Source organism: Nonomuraea sp. NPDC001699 (genome assembly GCF_053596455.1).
The window spans coordinates 22,312-38,207 of the sequence record NZ_JBSFGF010000006.1; the positions used below are offsets into that span (position 1 = coordinate 22,312).

At 71.4% G+C, this 15,896-nt stretch carries 12 protein-coding genes and 2 pseudogenes; 8 read left to right on the forward strand and 6 right to left on the reverse strand.

The window, feature by feature from the left end; genetic code table 11:
* Positions 1 to 17 precede the first annotated feature (17 nt).
* Genes ACWCSU_RS19500 through ACWCSU_RS19515 form a run of 4 tightly spaced genes read left to right on the forward strand, consistent with a single transcriptional unit; the run spans position 18 to position 5,620 of the window.
* The gene (locus tag ACWCSU_RS19500; protein ID WP_449936439.1) at positions 18 to 1,958 is read left to right on the forward strand and encodes an alpha/beta fold hydrolase; all 1,941 of its coding nucleotides are present in this window, start codon (positions 18 to 20) and stop codon (positions 1,956 to 1,958) included.
* Positions 1,958 to 3,187 carry a methylaspartate ammonia-lyase gene (locus ACWCSU_RS19505; RefSeq protein WP_449936440.1) on the forward strand — a complete coding sequence of 410 codons (1,230 nt, stop codon included), beginning with the start codon at positions 1,958 to 1,960 and terminating at the stop codon, positions 3,185 to 3,187. Before ACWCSU_RS19500 ends, ACWCSU_RS19505 begins: the two co-directional genes overlap by 1 nt.
* Positions 3,171 to 4,373, forward strand: coding sequence for a CaiB/BaiF CoA transferase family protein (locus tag ACWCSU_RS19510; protein WP_449936442.1), 1,203 nt, complete (start codon positions 3,171 to 3,173; stop codon positions 4,371 to 4,373). Before ACWCSU_RS19505 ends, ACWCSU_RS19510 begins: the two co-directional genes overlap by 17 nt.
* Entirely contained in the window at positions 4,370 to 5,620 is a 1,251-nt protein-coding gene (locus ACWCSU_RS19515) for an amidase (RefSeq protein ID WP_449936443.1), read from the forward strand. Before ACWCSU_RS19510 ends, ACWCSU_RS19515 begins: the two co-directional genes overlap by 4 nt.
* On the opposite strand, the gene ACWCSU_RS19520 is transcribed toward ACWCSU_RS19515, so the two are convergent.
* Entirely contained in the window at positions 5,600 to 7,267 is a 1,668-nt protein-coding gene (locus tag ACWCSU_RS19520) for a DUF885 domain-containing protein (protein WP_449936445.1), read from the reverse strand. The genes ACWCSU_RS19515 and ACWCSU_RS19520 overlap by 21 nt on opposite strands.
* A 239-nt stretch (positions 7,268 to 7,506) precedes the next feature.
* On the opposite strand from ACWCSU_RS19520, the gene ACWCSU_RS19525 reads away from it, so the two are divergent.
* Genes ACWCSU_RS19525 through ACWCSU_RS19540 form a run of 4 tightly spaced genes read left to right on the forward strand, consistent with a single transcriptional unit; the run spans position 7,507 to position 12,691 of the window.
* Complete coding sequence (locus ACWCSU_RS19525) at positions 7,507 to 9,066, forward strand: ABC transporter substrate-binding protein (protein WP_449936447.1); 1,560 nt, start codon at positions 7,507 to 7,509, stop codon at positions 9,064 to 9,066.
* A 14-nt stretch (positions 9,067 to 9,080) separates the two neighbouring features.
* Entirely contained in the window at positions 9,081 to 10,061 is a 981-nt protein-coding gene (locus tag ACWCSU_RS19530; RefSeq protein ID WP_449936448.1) for an ABC transporter permease, read from the forward strand.
* Position 10,062: 1 nt separating this feature from the next.
* Positions 10,063 to 11,943, forward strand: coding sequence for a dipeptide/oligopeptide/nickel ABC transporter permease/ATP-binding protein (locus tag ACWCSU_RS19535; protein ID WP_449936451.1), 1,881 nt, complete (start codon positions 10,063 to 10,065; stop codon positions 11,941 to 11,943).
* 1 nt (position 11,944) lies between these two features.
* Positions 11,945 to 12,691, forward strand: coding sequence for an ABC transporter ATP-binding protein (locus ACWCSU_RS19540; RefSeq protein WP_364101100.1), 747 nt, complete (start codon positions 11,945 to 11,947; stop codon positions 12,689 to 12,691).
* 89 nt (positions 12,692 to 12,780) lie between these two features.
* Here ACWCSU_RS19540 and ACWCSU_RS19545 read toward each other — a convergent pair whose 3' ends face one another.
* The 5 genes and pseudogenes from ACWCSU_RS19545 to ACWCSU_RS19565 form a co-directional block, all read right to left on the reverse strand.
* Complete coding sequence (locus ACWCSU_RS19545; RefSeq protein ID WP_449937038.1) at positions 12,781 to 13,158, reverse strand: hypothetical protein; 378 nt, start codon at positions 13,156 to 13,158, stop codon at positions 12,781 to 12,783.
* Between the two features lie 31 nt (positions 13,159 to 13,189).
* A pseudogene (locus ACWCSU_RS19550) lies at positions 13,190 to 13,381 on the reverse strand (helix-turn-helix domain-containing protein); the annotation flags it as partial.
* Positions 13,382 to 13,636: 255 nt separating this feature from the next.
* Positions 13,637 to 14,170, reverse strand: coding sequence for a DUF72 domain-containing protein (locus tag ACWCSU_RS19555; RefSeq protein WP_449937023.1), 534 nt, complete (start codon positions 14,168 to 14,170; stop codon positions 13,637 to 13,639).
* 253 nt (positions 14,171 to 14,423) lie between these two features.
* On the reverse strand, positions 14,424 to 15,224 hold the full coding sequence (gene uppS / locus ACWCSU_RS19560) for a polyprenyl diphosphate synthase (protein WP_449936454.1): 801 nt from the start codon (positions 15,222 to 15,224) through the stop codon (positions 14,424 to 14,426).
* A 160-nt stretch (positions 15,225 to 15,384) separates the two neighbouring features.
* Positions 15,385 to 15,775, reverse strand: a pseudogene (locus tag ACWCSU_RS19565) (transposase); the annotation flags it as partial.
* Positions 15,776 to 15,896: the final 121 nt, after the last annotated feature.

Consider the following 15,896-nt stretch of genomic DNA (forward strand, 5'->3'; position numbering starts at 1 on the left):
CCGACGAGAGGCCCGGTGTGAACCGCTATCTGACTGTCGACGACATCCGGCGGATCGACGTACCCAAGCAACCGGCGATCAGCCCGGACGGCAGCGCGGTCGCCTACGTCGTCCAGACCGACGACCTCGACGCGGACCGCGTCGAGCAGACCCTGTGGCTGGTGCCCACCGGCGGCGGGAACCCGCGCCGCCTGACCGACGGCGTCGGCGACTGCGCCCCGGCCTGGTCGCCGGACGGCCGGCTGCTCGCCTTCCTGCGCACCACCGACGGCCGGCCCCAGATCTGGCTGCTCGACGTCGGGACGTCCGAGGCGCGGCAGCTCACCCGCCGGCCCGGCGGAGCGGGCGCCCCGGCGTTCAGCCCGGACGGCTCGCGGCTGCTGTTCACCGCGCCGGCCGATCCCCCGGAGTCCGAGGGCACGTGGGCGTGGGGCGCGCCGGTCGTGAGCCGCCGCCTCGACTACTACGCTGACGGCGCCGGCGTGCTGAGCGCCCCGCGGCAGCACATCCACATCGCCGACGTCGGCACGGGCGGATGCGAGCAGATCACCGCCGGCGAGTGGAGCGCATTCGGGGCGGCCTGGTCGGCGGACGGCACCCGGATCGCCTTCTCCGCCGCCATGTCCGCGGACGCCGACCTCACCCGGCAATCCGCCGCGTACACCATCGACCTCGGCGACCCCGGACGGGTCCCGCGGCCGGCGGGCCCGTTATCCGGCAGCGCCGGGCCGCTCGCCTGGACGGGTGACGGCACCCGGCTGCTGGTCTGCGGCCACCCGGAGGGGCCCGCGCGCTTCACCGGCCTGCTCCTCGTCGATCCGGCGGACGGCACGGCCCGGCACCTCACCGAGCAGATGGACCGGCAGGTCATGTACGGCGCGCCCGGTTATCCCGGCTCGACGCCGCGCGTGGTGCCGCAGCTCGGGACGGTCCTGTTCTGCGTGCGCGAGGGCGGCTACGTCGTGCCGTACACCATGCCCGAGACCGGCGGTACCCCCACCGCGCTGCTCGCGGCGCCCGACCAGAACGTCTCGAGCCTGAGCGTGGCCGGCACACTGGTCGCGTTCATCGGCAACGGGCCGGACACGTTCGGCGAGATCTACGTCCTGGACCTCGCGACCGGCACGTCGACCCAGTTGACCAACCATCGCGAGCGGCTCGGCGACCGGCGTCCGGCCCCGCGCGCCGAGCGTACGTTCACCATCTCCGATGGGACGGCCGTCACCGGATGGGTCATGCGCGACCCCGACGCCACCGGCCCGCAGCCGCTGCTGCTGGACATCCATGGCGGCCCGCACAACGCCTGGAACGGCGCCGCGGAGGCCGTGCACCTCTACCACCACGAGCTCGTCGCGCGCGGCTGGACCGTACTGCTGCTCAACCCGCGGGGAAGCGACGGCTACGGCGAGGAGTTCGCCCGCGCCGTGAGTGGCCGGTGGGGAACCTCGGACACCGCGGACTTCCTCGAGCCCCTCGAAGAGCTCGTCGCCGAGGGTCTCGTCGACGACAACCGCATCGCGGTGACCGGTTACAGCTATGGCGGCTACATGACCTGCTACCTCACCAGCCGCAGCGACCGGTTCGCCGCGGCCGTCGGCGGGGGCGTCATCAGCGATCTGCGCAGCGCCGCCGGCACGACCGACAACCGGCGCGCCCTGTCGACCAGCGAGTGGGGCGGCGCGTTCTGGGCGGACGCCGAGAACTACGCGGCGATGTCGCCCATCACCCACGTGGCCGAGGTACGCACTCCCACATTGCTCCTGCACGGCGGTGCGGACGTCCGCTGCCCGCTCGACCAGGCCAGGCAGTGGCACACGGCGCTGCGCGAGCTCGGCGTGCAGACCGAGATCGTGATCTACCCGGAGGCGTCGCACAACATGCTGTTCAACAGCCCGCCCCGGTTCCGGCGCGACTACAACGCCCGGGTCGTGGACTGGGTGACAAGGTACGCCGGCTGATGCGCGTCTCGGAGATTCTGGCGGTGCCCGGCATCGGCACCTACAGCAACGACGACCAGGCGGCGATCAAGGCCGGGGCGGTACGCGACGGCTACTTCTACGACGGCCCCGCGCTCACCCCGGGCTACCGCGCGATCCGCCAGCCCAGCGAGTCGCTGCAGATTTCGCTCTTCCTCGACGACGACCGCGTGGCCACCGGGGCCGGGGTGTCGGTGCAGTACGCCGGCGGCTCCGGACGCGAGCCCGTCCTGCTGGCGGAGGCGGCCCGCGACCGCTGGCTGCCGGTGCTGCGCGACGTCCTGCTGGACGCGACCGTGGACTCGTTCCGGGAGACCTCCGCCCTGATCGCGCCGCTCGGGCTGCCACGAGCGGTCGCGTACGGGGTCAGCCAGGCCCTGCTCGATGCGGCCGCGAACGCCACCCGGCGCACGATGGCCGAGGTGGTCGCCGCCGAGTACGGCGGCGCCGATCCGATCGGTCCAGTCCCGCTGCTCGCCCAGTCCGGCGAGGACCGGCGGGGCGCGGTCGACCGGATGGTGCTGCGCCGGGTCGAGAGCCTGCCGCACGGGCTGATCAACAACGCCGATCTGCTCGTCGGGCCCGGCGGCCACCTGCTGCTGGAGTATGTCGGCTGGGTACGCGACCGGGTGCTGGCGCGGCGCCCGGACGACGACTACCAGCCGGTGATCCACATCGACTGCTACGGCACCCTCGGCGACGTCTTCCCCTCCACGGCCGAGGTGGCCGGCTTCCTCGCCCGGCTGGCCGAGAAGTGCGCGCCGTTCCCGCTGCGCGTCGAGCAGCCGATGCGCGCGGCGTCGCGGGAGGCCCAGATCGACGTCCTCCTGCGCCTGCGCGAACACGAAACCGGCGTCCAGATCGTCGCCGACGAGTGGTGCAACACCCACGAGGACGTGCTGGCCTTCCTCGACGCGCGGGCGGCCGACATGATCCAGATCAAGATGCCCGACGTCGGCAGCCTCGACGACGCCGTGCGGTCCGTTCTCGCCTGCCGGGCCGCAGGCGTCGCGGCGTACCTCGGAGGGTCGTGCACCGAGACCGACCTGTCGGCCCGCATCGCCACCCACGTCGCGATGGGCGCGGGCGCGGACGTGCTGCTGGCCCGGCCCGGCATGGGCGTCGACGAGGCAGTGATGGTGACCAGGAACGAGATGGCCCGCACCCATGCGGTCATCGAGCACAGGAGCAGACGTGACGGGACTCAGTGACATCAGGATCATCGCCGTCGAGCAGTACGGCGCCGGCCCATTCGGATCGTTGCACCTCGCCGAGCTCGGCGCCGACGTGATCAAGATCGAGGACGCGCGTACGGGCGGCGACATCGGGCGGCATGTCCCGCCGTTCGCCGAGGACGACGACAGCCTCTTCTTCCAGAGCTTCAACCGGAACAAGCGCAGCATCTGCCTCGACCTCTCGGTTCCGGCCGGCGTGGCGGTGCTGCACCGCCTCGTCGAGGGCGCCGACGCGCTCATGTACAACCTGCGTGGGGACGTGCCGGACAAGCTCGGCCTCCGGTACGCCGACCTGAGCCACCTCAATCCGCGGCTGGTGGTCTGCTCGCTGTCCGGTTACGGGATGACCGGGCCGCGGCGGGCGGAGCCGGCGTACGACTACGTCGTCCAAGGTCTCGCCGCGTGGATGGACCTGACCGGCGACCCGGCCGGACCGCCGACCAAGAGCGGCCTTTCGCTGGTCGACTACTGCGGCGGAGTCGTCGCGGCGATGTCGTTGCTGGCTGGGGTCCACGTCGCCCGGCGCGACGGCGTCGGCGGCGAGTGCGACGTCAGCCTCTTCGACACGGCGATGGCGATGCTCTCCTACCCGGCGACCTGGTTCCTCACCCGGGGGCACGAGACCCGCCGCAAGACCCGGTCGGCGCACCCCTCGGTAGTGCCGTTCGGCGCCTACCCCACCGCGGACGGCTGGTTGATGCTCGCCTGCGTCAAGCCGGTGTTCTTCGAGCGCCTGACCAAGGTGCTGGGCGTCGCCGAGGTCGCCGCCGATCCCCGGTTCGCGACGCTCGCCGGCCGCCAGGCGCACCAGGCCGAGCTGGACGCGGTGCTGGACTCCGCCCTGTCCCGGCACGGCACCGACCACTGGGTCGGCCTGCTGTCGGCGGCGGGCGTGCCGTGCGGCCCGGTCAACGGGCTGCGCGAGGCCTTCGAGGAGCCGCAGGCCGCGCAGCGCGGCCTGGTCGTCGACACCGACCACCCCAGCTTCGGTACGGTACGGCACGTGCGCACGGCGGGACGCGCCTGGTGGGAGAACCCGACACCGGACCGCGCGCCGGGCCTCGGCGAGCACCGCGAGCAGATCCTGCGGGAGGAACTCGGCATGAGCGCCGCGGAACTGGCCGATCTTGCACGGGGCGGCGCCTTCGGCGGTGAACGGTGAGCGGCGCTCCCGCCGCCGTGGTGGCGCTCGCCGCCCGGCTGAACGCTTTGACCCAGCTGATCGAGGACGACACCGGGGCCGGGAAGAACGGCCCGATGGCGGGCTGGACCATCGCGGTCAAGGACAACATCGACGTCGCCGGGACGGTGCGCACCGACGGGCTCCGCGACCCGCATCCGCCCGCGGCGGTGATCGACGCGGAGGTGGTGCGCCGGCTGCGGGCCGCCGGCGCGCGGATCGTCGCCAAGGCGAACCTTGAGGAGATCAGCTTCGGGGCGACCACGCAGAACGACACGTGGGGCGCCTGCCGCAACCCGTGGGACCTGGACCGGATCCCCGGCGGCTCAAGCGGCGGGTCGGCCGTCGCGGTCGCCGCGGGCCTGGTCCGGCTCGCGATCGGCACGGACACCGGCGGCTCACTACGCAACCCGGCCGCGTTCTGCGGGGTGACCACGCTGCGCCCGAGCCACGGGCTGGTGCCGACGCTGGGAGTGACGCCGCTGAGCCCCAGCATGGACGTCGTCGGGCCGCTCGCGCGTAGTGCGGCCGAGGCCCGCATCGCCCTGGAGGTCATGGCCGGCACGGGCTCGCGGCCCCTTCCGCCGCGGGACCTGTCCAGCCTGACCGTGGCCGTACCCGAGCCGTACTTCCTCGACGACCTGGAGCCCGCGGTCGCCGCCGGCTTCCGCGATCTGCTCGACCTGCTGGGCGCGCACGGCGCGAAGATCCGGCGGGTGGCCCTGCGCGACGTCGATCGGGTGCACCAGGCGATGGCCGCGCTGCAGAACTCCGAGGCGATCCGCCACCTCCGGCCGTACTGGCACGACGCCCGCGTCTGCGCCGGGATCAAGGGGCGGATCGAGGCGGGCCGCCGGGTCACCACCGAGGAGATCGAGAGCGCGCTCGCGGTGGCCTCCGTCTGGCGGGCCCGGGTCGACGAGGTGCTCGCCGAGGCCGACGTCATCGCCGTGCCGGCCACGCCCTTCGTCGCGCCCGTTGCCGGGGACGGCGATCTCACCCTCGTCAGCCGGCGGATCAACCAGCTCACCGGCTGCTGGTCGGTCACCGGCCTGCCCGTCGTCGGCCTGCCGGTGTCGCCCTCGCCGGCCGGGCTGCCGGTCGGCGCACAGCTGGTCGGCCGGCGCGGCGCCGACCGGGCCCTGCTCATGGTGGGCGAAGCCGTGCAGGCGGTCAGCGACTGGCATCGCCGCCGCCCGCCCGGCGCACTACCCGACGACGCCTGGTAGTGCCGCGGCGACGTGCGCCTCCAGCAAGGGCAGAGGCAGCTGCCCCGCGCCGAGCACCACGTCGTGGAACCGGGCCAGGTCGAAGCCGGCACCCTGGCGGCGCTCCGCCTCCCGCCGGATCCGCACGATCTCGAGCCGGCCGACCAAGTAGGCCAGGGCCTGGCCCGGCGTCACGATGTACCGGTCGACCTCCGCGTCGATGTGCCCCGGGCTCAGCGGTGAGTGCTCGGCCAGGAAGCGCTTGGCCCGCTGCCGGCTCCAGCCCTTGGCGTGCAGGCCGGTGTCGATGACCAGGCGGCAGGCCCGCAGCGAGTCGAACGACAGCATGCCCAGCCGGTCCAGCGGGCTGCTGTAGAGGCCCATCTCGTCGGCGAGCCGTTCGGCGTACAGCCCCCAGCCCTCGAGGAAGCCGGTGACCGTGGTGGTGCGGCGGAACTCCGACAGCTCGGTGAGCTCGGCGGCGAGGCCCATCTGCAGGTGGTGCCCGGGAACGCCCTCGTGGAAGGCGAGGGCCTCAACCTCGTACCGGGCCCAGGCGCGCGGATCGGAGACGTTGATGACGAACGTCCCGCCCCGCGAGCCGTCCTTCGGCGCAAGCATGTACTGGCCGAGCGATCCGCTCGTCGCCGCCTCGACCGCGCACGCGGCGCGCGGCAGCCGCCCGAACCAGCCCGGGGCGCGGTCGGTCGCCCGGGCCAGGGCGACCTCCGCGGCGCGTACGAGGCCGGCGGCGTCGTCGAAGTGCAGGGCCGGGTCGTCGCGCATCCTGGCCATGACGGCGGCCACGTCCGAGGTGCCGAAGACCTCCCGGCCGAGGGCGGCGTACTCCTCGTCCAGGGCCGCGACCTGGGCGAGCCCTATCTCGTGGATGCGGTCAGGGTGGAGGTCGGTGGTGGTGTGCGAGCGGACCAGGGTGGCGTAGACGCGATCGCCGTCGTCGAGCCAGCACAGCCCGCACCGCTCATTGGGCCGCGCGGACGGCGCGACCTCCCATGTCAACGCGTTGGCATAGTCGGCCAGCGCGGGGCGCACCACCTCGCCGACCACCGCGCGCAGGTGATCCGTGCGCGCGGCGCGGTCGACGGCCAGCAGCGGGTCGTCCTCGAGCGGGGTGTGCAGCCACCTCCGCACCCTGTCCACGGTGTCCGCCACGGCGAAGGCGACCGGGGTACGGCCGGCCGCGCGGCCCGCAGCGAGACGCTCCAGCCTGTCGCGCAGATTGCGCGCGAAGCCGCGGTACTTCTTCGGCAGGGCGCCGGCCACCTCGGCGGACGGGAGCGCCAGCTTGGCGACCTGGCCCGGGAACTGGGTCACCGGCCCGAAGAGCGGGTCGACGTCGAGCTCGGCGAACCGGTGTTCGAGCACGTCGGCTCTGGTCGCGGCCTGCCAGGCGAGGACCGCGCCGTCGAGCGAGACGGGTGTGCCGTCCGGCGTACGGGCGAGCGCGGCGGCGGCATGTGCCACCTCGCGCAGCTCGCGGAGCTCGGCCGCCTCGGCCGTCGCGCTGACGTCCTCGAAGTGCCCTGCCACCGAGTACTCACCGATCAGGTGCGCCCAGGTGGGCGCCGTGCGGTATCGGAGCTCCTGGTACCGCTTGCCGAGGCTTTCGACGTCCACCAACCCGGACCCCTCCGTCATTTGATCCATGTTTCACCTAGTCCGGTACGGTCTGACGGACGACGTTAAAGTGAGGGGCGACCGTGGGGCTTGGGTCTGGCCACGATCGAGCACGGGCACCTTTGTGGGCTTGGACAAGAATCGCTGCCGCGCTGTGGCTTCAATCGTGGGTTACATCACCCAGCGCCGAGCTGGCTCGTCCCGCCGGCCGCAGAGGAAGTCACACGCCAATGGTCCGAAATCGCCCTTTTCGTGTCTCGATTTCCGTATTGTGCTCGACGGTCGCGCTGGCTGCCTGCTCCAACGGTGGGAGCACCGGTAGCTCGTCCGGCGACGACTATGCCGACGGTGGCTCGCTCACCATCGCGATCGACAGCGACCCCGGTGCGCTCGACCCGCAGCGCTCGGTCAACGGCGTCAACAAGATGATGGCCGTCTTCGCCTACGACACGCCCGTCAAGCTGCTGGACTCCGGCGAGGTGGCGCCCAGCGTCGTCAAGTCGTGGACCGGCGAGGGAACCTCCTACACGCTGACCGTCCGCGAGGGCGTCACCTGCTCGGACGGCTCGCCGATGGACGCGCAGACGGTGGCCGACAACATCAACTACGTGGCCGCCGAGGGCAACGGCTCACCCATGCGCGGCGCCGCCGTTCCTGCCGGCGCCACGGCAACGGCCGACAAGGCCGCCGGCACCGTCGCGGTCAAGCTCAAGGAGGGCGCGCCCTTCTTCTTGCAGAACCTGGCCGAGCTGCCGCTGGTCTGCTCGAGCGCCATCAAGAACCGCGACTCCCTGAAGGCCGCCTCCGCCGGCTCCGGTCCGTTCGTCCTCTCCAGCGTGCAGGCCGGCAACCAGTACACGTACACCCGCCGCGACGGGTACGCCTGGGGGCCGAACGGCGCCTCGACCGCCGAGAAGGGCATACCGGCGAAGGTGACCTTCAAGCTCGTGACGAGCGTGACCACGACGGCCAACCTCCTGCTGAGCAAGGGCGTCAACATCTCGCTCCTCTCCGGTGCCGACACCCGGCGGCTCAAGGCCGCCAAGGTGTTCTCGGACGGCGGCAGCATCATCGACGACGAGCTCACCTTCAACCAGGCCGCCGGTCTGCCGACCGCCGACGTCAACGTCCGGCGCGCGCTCGTCGGCGCTCTCAACATGAAGGAACTGGCCCAGGTCGCCACCGGCGGCCTCGGACAGGAGGCCAACGGGCTGCTGACCGACCCGAAGATCTGCAGCGGTGACACCGTCACCCCGAACAAGCCGGCGTACGACGCGGCCGCCGCGGCGGCGCTGCTCGACCGGGCCGGCTGGACGGCCGCCGGCGGCGGAGCCCGGGCCAAGGACGGCAAGCCGCTCGAGGTCGCGTTCGTCTACGACAACGAGGACACCACGACCGCGGCGGCGGCCGAGTACATCGGCCAGAAGTGGACGGCGCTGGGCGTCAAGGTGGACCTCAAGGGACAGTCGTTCAACGCGCGGTCCGACGTCGTCTTCGGCGGCAAGGGCCCGTGGACCGCGACCCTCATCGGCCTCGGCGTGTCCAACCCGGCCACGCTCGTGCCATTCTTCTCCGGCGCCACCCCGTCGCATGGCGGCATCAACTACGGCTCGATGCACAACGACGTCTTCGACAGCTCGATCAAGGCGGCGCAGGCGAAGTCCGGCACCGGCGGCTGCGCCGACTGGAACGCGGGCGAGGGCGCCCTGATCAAGGACGCGGACATCACCCCGATCGGCGTCTCGCCCTACCTCTACTGGGGCAACGGGGCCAAGTTCGACGTCGTCGCCCGCGTGCTGGAGCCCACCTCGCTCCGGGTTCTGCGCTAGGTACGGCGGGGAGGATGGGAGGTTCTGTGAAGTCGTCGCTGCGCGCCAGGCACCCGTGGCCGGTATTCCTGATCCGGCGGCTGGGGAGGTTCGTCGTCTCGCTGGCGGTCGTCGTCACCGCATCGTTCGCCATGGTCCACGCGCTGCCGGGCGACCCGGTACGCGGAGCCCTGGGCCTGATGGCGCCGCCGGAGACCATCGCGGCCACCCGGGAGCGTCTCGGGCTCAACGACCCGCTGTGGCGGCAGTACCTGGACTATCTCTGGAACCTGTTCCACCTCGACCTCGGTACGTCACTGGACACCCAGACGCCGGTGCGGGAGAAGATGGCACAGTTGGTGCCCGCGACCCTCCAGCTCGGCCTGACCGCGTTCGTGGTCTGCCTCGCGGTGGCGATACCGGTGGGCCTGCTTCTCGGTATCGCCACCCGGGACGGCCGGGGCCGCGGCCTGCACTTCGGCTTCGGCGGCGTGACCGGGCTCGCGCTCTCCGTGCCGGACTACCTGGTGTCGGTCGGACTCGTGTTCGTCTTCGCCGTCTCCCTCAACGCGCTGCCGGTCGCGGGCCTGTCCGGTCCCGCGTCGTTCGTGCTGCCGGTGACCGCCCTCGTCGTGGGGCCGGCCGCCTACCTGGCGCGGATCGTCCGGGCCGAGACCCAGCGGGTGCTCGGCGAGGACTACATCCGGGCGGCGCGCGCGAAGCGCCTCGCGGCGCGGCTGATCTACCTGCGGCACGCGCTGCCGAACACGCTGACCCCGACGCTGACCGTCTCCGGCATGATCCTCGCGTCGATGGTGGCCGGCACCGTGCTCGTGGAGAACGTGTTCGCCTGGCCCGGCGTCGGCGCCGAACTCGTGCATTCGGTGCTCGCCAAGGACTACCCGGTCGTCCAGGCGGTCGCGCTCTTCTTCGGCGCCGGCATCCTGCTGATCAACCTCGCGGTCGACATCGCGATCGCCGTCATCGACCCGCGCTCGACGATCAAGGAGAGCTGACGTGTCCTGGTCACGTACCCGCCATCACCTGTCGTCGCCGCTCGGCGTGGTCACGGTCGCCCTGCTGCTGCTCCTGGTCGCGACCGCCGTCGTGGCGCCGCTGCTGCTCGGCGACCGGGCCACGGAGATCGCGGGCGGCGCACTCCAGGCGGGACCGTCGGCGGCGCACCCGTTCGGCACGGACGCCCTCGGACGCGACGTCCTCACGCGGACGCTGGTGGCCACCCGGCTGTCCCTCGTCCTCGCTCTGCTCGTCGTCGGCATCGGCGTGGCCTGCGGGCTGATCATCGGCACCGTCCCCGTCGTGCTCGGCCGGCGCGCCGGCCGAATGGTGGTCGCCGTCCTGAACCTGATGGTCGCCTTTCCCGGGCTGCTGCTCGCCCTGTTCCTCGCCATGATCTTCGGAGTGGGGGCGCGCGGCGCTGTGCTGTCGATGGCGATCGCCTTCGCGCCCTCGTTCGCGCGGCTGACCCACACCACCGCCAGCGGCGTCGCGAACGCCGACTACGTCTCCGCCGCGCGACTGCTCCGGGTCCCGCGGTGGCGGATCCTGATTCGCCACGTCATCCCGAACATCTCGGAACCCCTCGTCATCAACGCGACCAGCCAGGTCGGGGCGGCGCTGCTCAGCATATCGGCGCTGTCCTACATCGGCTTCGGCGTGCAACCGCCGCAGTACGACTGGGGACGCATGCTCGCCGACGGGCTGCCGGCCATCTACACCAACCCCGTGGCCGCGCTCGCGCCGTCCATCATGATCGTCGTCGCGGGTCTCGCATTCGTCCTCGCCGGCGAGCTGCTGACCCAGGTCCTCGGCGGCAGCCAGCACGGTCACCTCCGGCTCCCGTCCCTCAGGTCCCAGCGCCGGGATACGGCCCCGGCCGAGACGCCGCCACCGGGCGACGAGGTGCTCCGGATCGAGCGCCTGACCGTCACCGTACCCGGCGAGACCGCGCCCTTCTCCCCGGTCGTCGACGTCAGCATGCGCCTTCGCCGCGGCGAGATCGTCGGGCTGGTCGGCGAGTCGGGATCGGGCAAGAGCCTCACCGCCATGGCGGCCGCGCAGCTCACCTCGTACCCGAACGTCGCTGAGGCCGACGTGCACCAGATCAAGGGCAACGAGCTGCGGCGGATGCGCCCCCGCGACCGCGAGCGGCTGCTCGGCACCTCGCTCGCGATGGTGTTCCAGGACCCGATGTCGTCGCTGAACCCGGCGCTCAAGGTCGGACGCCAGCTCGCCGAGGTCGCGGAGACCCACGAACGCCTCAGCCGCCGGGACGCGTGGCGACGAGCCGTCGACCGCCTCAGCGCAGTGCTGATCACCGACCCGCAGGCGCGGGCGAAGCAGTACCCGATGGCGTTCTCCGGCGGCATGCGCCAGCGTGCGTCGATCGCGATGGGCCTCATGGCCCAACCGGCGCTGATCGTCGCCGACGAGCCGACCACCGCCCTCGACGTGACGGTCCAGAAGGAGGTGCTCGGCCTGCTGCGGCGCATCTCCCAGGAGAGCGACGCCGCCGTCCTGCTGATCAGCCACGACATCGCGGTGGTGGCTGAGAACGCGTCCCGGGTCCTGGTCATGTACGCCGGCCGGGTGGTCGAGGAACTGCCGGTCAGCAGGCTCGCCGAGGCCACGCATCCGTACACCCGCGCGTTGATCGCGAGCATCCCGGACATGTCGACCGACCGGTCGCGGCCGCTCGCGAACATTCCCGGCCGCCCGCCGCACGCCTCTGACCTGCCGCCGGGCTGCGCGTTCGCGCCCCGGTGCGGCCGGGCGGACGACCGATGCCGGCAGGCGCGTCCCGAACTGGCCGACTCGGGCGGCGGCGCCGTCGCCTGCTGGCATCCGCTGCTGCCGGTCCTAGAAAGCGAGGCGTGACGTGCTCGAGCTCCGCGACATAGTTGTCCGGTACGGCCACCATCGGGGCGCCGTGACGGCCGTCGACGAGGTCAGCCTGACCGTGGCGGCCGGCTCGGTCGTCGGGCTCGTCGGCGAGTCGGGGTCCGGCAAGTCGACCCTCGCCCGGGCGGCGGTCAGCCTCGCCCCGCTCACCTCGGGCACGATCCTCTGGAAGGGGGCGGTGCTCGACCCGCGCGACCGCCCGCCGTTGCAGTACGTGTTCCAGGACCCGTACGCGTCCCTCAACCCGCGGATGAGCGTCGGCGCGTCGATCGCCGAGGGCCTGCCCCGGGGGAGCGGGCGGCGGGAGCGGTCGGCCCGGGTCACCGAGCTGCTCGAGATGGTCCGGCTCGATCCTGGCGACGTCCACAAGCGCCCCCGGCAGCTCTCCGGCGGACAGCGGCAGCGCGTCGCCATCGCCCGCGCCCTCGCCGCCGAGCCCGAGGTCCTGATCGCCGACGAGATCACGTCGGCGCTCGACGTCTCGGTCCAGGGTGCCGTACTCAACCTGCTCAAGGAGATCCAGACCCGGACCGGGGTCGGGATCCTGTTCATCTCGCACAACCTCGCCGTGGTCCGCTACGTGGCCGACTCGATCGCGGTCATGAAGTCCGGCCGGCTCGTCGAGCACGGTACGACGGAGGACGTCATCGAGCGTTCCGCGCATCCGTACACGAAGCAGCTCCTCGAAGCCGTCCCGACCATGACGATGGGTGGCCGCTCATAGCCGAGAGTCGATGCCGCGCTTTGATCCGGTGCCCATCAGGCGACCAGCCGGATGCGGGTGGGAAGGCCCGCGGCACCACAGGGCCGAGCTCATCTGCGCAGACCACTATCGCGCCGGACGGCGGGCGCGCGTAGAGGTCCACGATCCAGGATCTTTGCGGCGAATTCCGGGTCTTTGCTGGTGGTCCAGGATCGGGGGCGGCGCCATCTCACCCCTTCCTTCATCAGGATCCGGCGCACATGAGAGCGACCGACCTCGATTTCGGCGCCACGGGCCGCGGCTGTCAGCGTGTCCAGCGTCCACACGTCCGGCACATCTTCCTCCTCGGCGGCGGCCAGCCCGTTCAGCCACGGATCGGGCACAGGTCGCCCTGGTGGGGTCGTGTTGACCAGGGCGATGATCTGGCTGCGCTCGCTTTCGGTGAGCCGCGGTCGTTGCCCTGGCCCCGGGCCGATCGCCCAGGCCATCGATCCCTTCGCCGTTGAACCGGTGTAACCGCCGGCGCACCGTTTCCGGGTGACAGCTCAGTCTGGCCGCGATTGCCGGCATCCTCAGCCCGTCCCAGCTGGCCACCACGATCGGGGCACGCTGGATCCAGTCACCGGGAGCGTGCCGGGCACCGGCCAACCGGCGCATTGTGCGTTCTTCCCTCTCATCGCACGGAGCCCGCGCGAACAGTAGCTTCGGCATGGCGGAACCCTCCTGCCATGAGAATCCGCCTGCTCAAGGCGCCTGGCCAGAGGCAACCCCACACCCTTTGAGGAACGCAGCACTAGCTTCTCGTCCCGCCATCGTCGACCCAGACCAGGCGAGCAGAGCAGTCGCGAAGCACGGCTCGACGGCGCACAGGACGGGAGCAACACAGGCGCCGTCACATCACCATGAAAGAAAGTGGCCGGATGGACACTGGCTTCGACTCGGCCGGCCGGTCGAGGCACCAGCTACTCATGTCAGTCGCGAACCACGACATCGTGGCTGGCCTGCGTGGGCAGGGTCGCGATGTCGCCGCTCCACTGGACGGTGTACGTGCTCTGTCGGGTCTCCCCAATCGCATTCGCCCAGGTCAGCGTCTAGGACACCTTGAACGCCATGATTCGGCCACTGCCCGGCCCCGGTTGTCCACAGCCGTAACCGCTCCGGCGCCACCCGCCGTCCGGGCCCTCTGACCAGCGCGGACGCTCTACTTTGCGTCTGGTGACACCGGCCGAGCGCCGGGCCCGTATGGCGGCGCGGCTGACGCCATGGGCGCGGGCGAGCGCGGCGATGGAGACGCCTCGTTCCTGGTATGCGGTCGCGCCACAGCTCGGTGGTTCGCAGCGCGGGCGGGTGGTAGTAGGTGGCGTCGACCTCGACCAGCGGGAATTTCGCCGCGTAGTGGTCGAGGCGCTCTTCTGGCGTGGTGGCCGTCGGTGGATGCCAGCCAGACTCCAGCAACGACCGATTCGTCCACGACGCCGTTCCCACCAGAACCCTGCCCATGGCGGTGTGCACTGCCCCGATGAGGCCGTGTCAGACGCCTTGGCGTATGTACAGGTCGCGCAGCAGGCCGATCTCGCCGCCGTGATGCGAGACCTCGACCAGGGCGTGCAGCGCGAGCTTCAGGTAGGTGTAGGTGCTCTCGGCGACGAGAGGCGAGTGACCCCGGGAGGTGGCGGGGTCATGGGATCGGGGGTCACGAGAGTCACGGCGGTCACGGGGTCATGGGACGGCGGGCGTCACGCGGGTCACGGGGTCACGGGGTCATGGGGCTGTGGTTACGGGGTGGGGGGTTCGAGGTTTCGTGGGATGAGGGGCGGCGGGCGGCGTAGGAGCGGAGGGCGCGCAGGAAGTCGATGTGGCGGAACCCGGGCCAGTACACCTCGCAGAAGTGGAGCCGGGCGGTGGCCGACTGCCAGATCAGGAACCCCGATAGCCGCTGCTCCCCGCTTGTCCTGATGATGAGGTCCGGGTCGGGCCGCCCGGCCGTGTAGAGGCGGGCGGCGATGTCGTCCGCGGTGATCGTTCGGGCGAGCTCGTCGATTGGCACGCCCGCGTCCGCCCTGTCGGTCAGCACGGACCTGACCGCGTCGACCACCTCCTGCCGCCCGTCGTACCCGATGGCGAGCGTCAGGTGAAAGCCTTCCCTGTCGCGGGTACGGTCGACGGCGAGCTTGAGCGCGTGGGCCGTGGGGTCGGGCAGTTCGTCGAGCCGTCCCGCCACGTGGAGCCGCCAGCGGGGGGCCGAGTCGACCAGCCGTCCCGCGACGATCTCCTCGATCAGTCCCATGTAGAAGGCGACCTGCGCCGATTCGCGCTTGCGAACGTTGTCGACGGACGCGACGTAGATGGTGACGTGTCTGATGTCGAGGTCGGCGCACCAGCCGATGACGGTCTCGATGTGCTCGACGCCGTGGCGGTGTCCTTGGCTCGGGTTGTCCAGACCCACCTCCTTGGCCCATCGCCTGTTGCCGTCCATCACCAGGGCGACGTGGGCGGGGAGTGGGCCCTTCAGCAGCCGGGAGCGCAGGTGACGGGCGTAGAGGGCATAGAGCACAAGCGGCACCCTAGTAGCAGCTGCCACCGCGGCGGGCGAGTTCACGCCGCAGTTCAAGGTTCTCGCCATGGGGTTGCTCGAGGGCCGCTCGTAGCTCCGAGATCTCTTCCTGGGAACCGGGCGGAGTTCCGCGGCCGTCGCTGCCCCCGTGGATCCGCGGCCGCCGGTTGATGAAGGCGTGCCCGGTTGCGGAGGCGTAGTGTGCATCGGCATCACCTGGTAGTTCTCGATCTGGCAGGTCAGCCCGCAGTACTGGCGGGTCACCCCGACCGACCTGTCGCCTTTCTTGATCGCTTGTGTGTCGTCAGCGATCAATACCCCGGCCGCGCTGCCCAGATGTTCGACGACGTAGGCGCGCACGCCATCGCGTGGTACGTCGGCGTCCCACTTGGCCCGTGACAGCAGTCACTCGATCGGGTTGGCGGTCGGGATGCCCGAGGTGGTCGGCCAGCTGCCAGGAGTTTAGGCGGCACACCGGCCAGCAGCCCGCGGACCAGGTCTGCGAACGTCGCCTTCGGCTCGGGCCGCTTGAACAACCGATCAGCGATCTTCGATGGTTATCTTGGGTAGCCAAGCGAAATAGCTGGTCAGCTGCTTGAAGGTCTGTCAGGCACGTCAGGCAAGTAGGTTGGCCATGGCAATCTCGGAAGTCGGCGCGGTGCTCTTTAACTG

What these genes read in the sequence shown, in the direction of transcription:
- ACWCSU_RS19505 (WP_449936440.1), top strand. Translation starts at nt 1,958, where the DNA reads ATGCGCGTCTCGGAGATTCTGGCGGTGCCCGGCATCGGCACCTACAGC.
- ACWCSU_RS19520 (WP_449936445.1), bottom strand. Translation starts at nt 7,267, where the DNA reads ATGGATCAAATGACGGAGGGGTCCGGGTTGGTGGACGTCGAAAGCCTC.
- ACWCSU_RS19530 (WP_449936448.1), top strand. Translation starts at nt 9,081, where the DNA reads ATGGGAGGTTCTGTGAAGTCGTCGCTGCGCGCCAGGCACCCGTGGCCG.
- ACWCSU_RS19545 (WP_449937038.1), bottom strand. Translation starts at nt 13,158, where the DNA reads ATGGCCTGGGCGATCGGCCCGGGGCCAGGGCAACGACCGCGGCTCACC.
- ACWCSU_RS19555 (WP_449937023.1), bottom strand. Translation starts at nt 14,170, where the DNA reads ATGGGCAGGGTTCTGGTGGGAACGGCGTCGTGGACGAATCGGTCGTTG.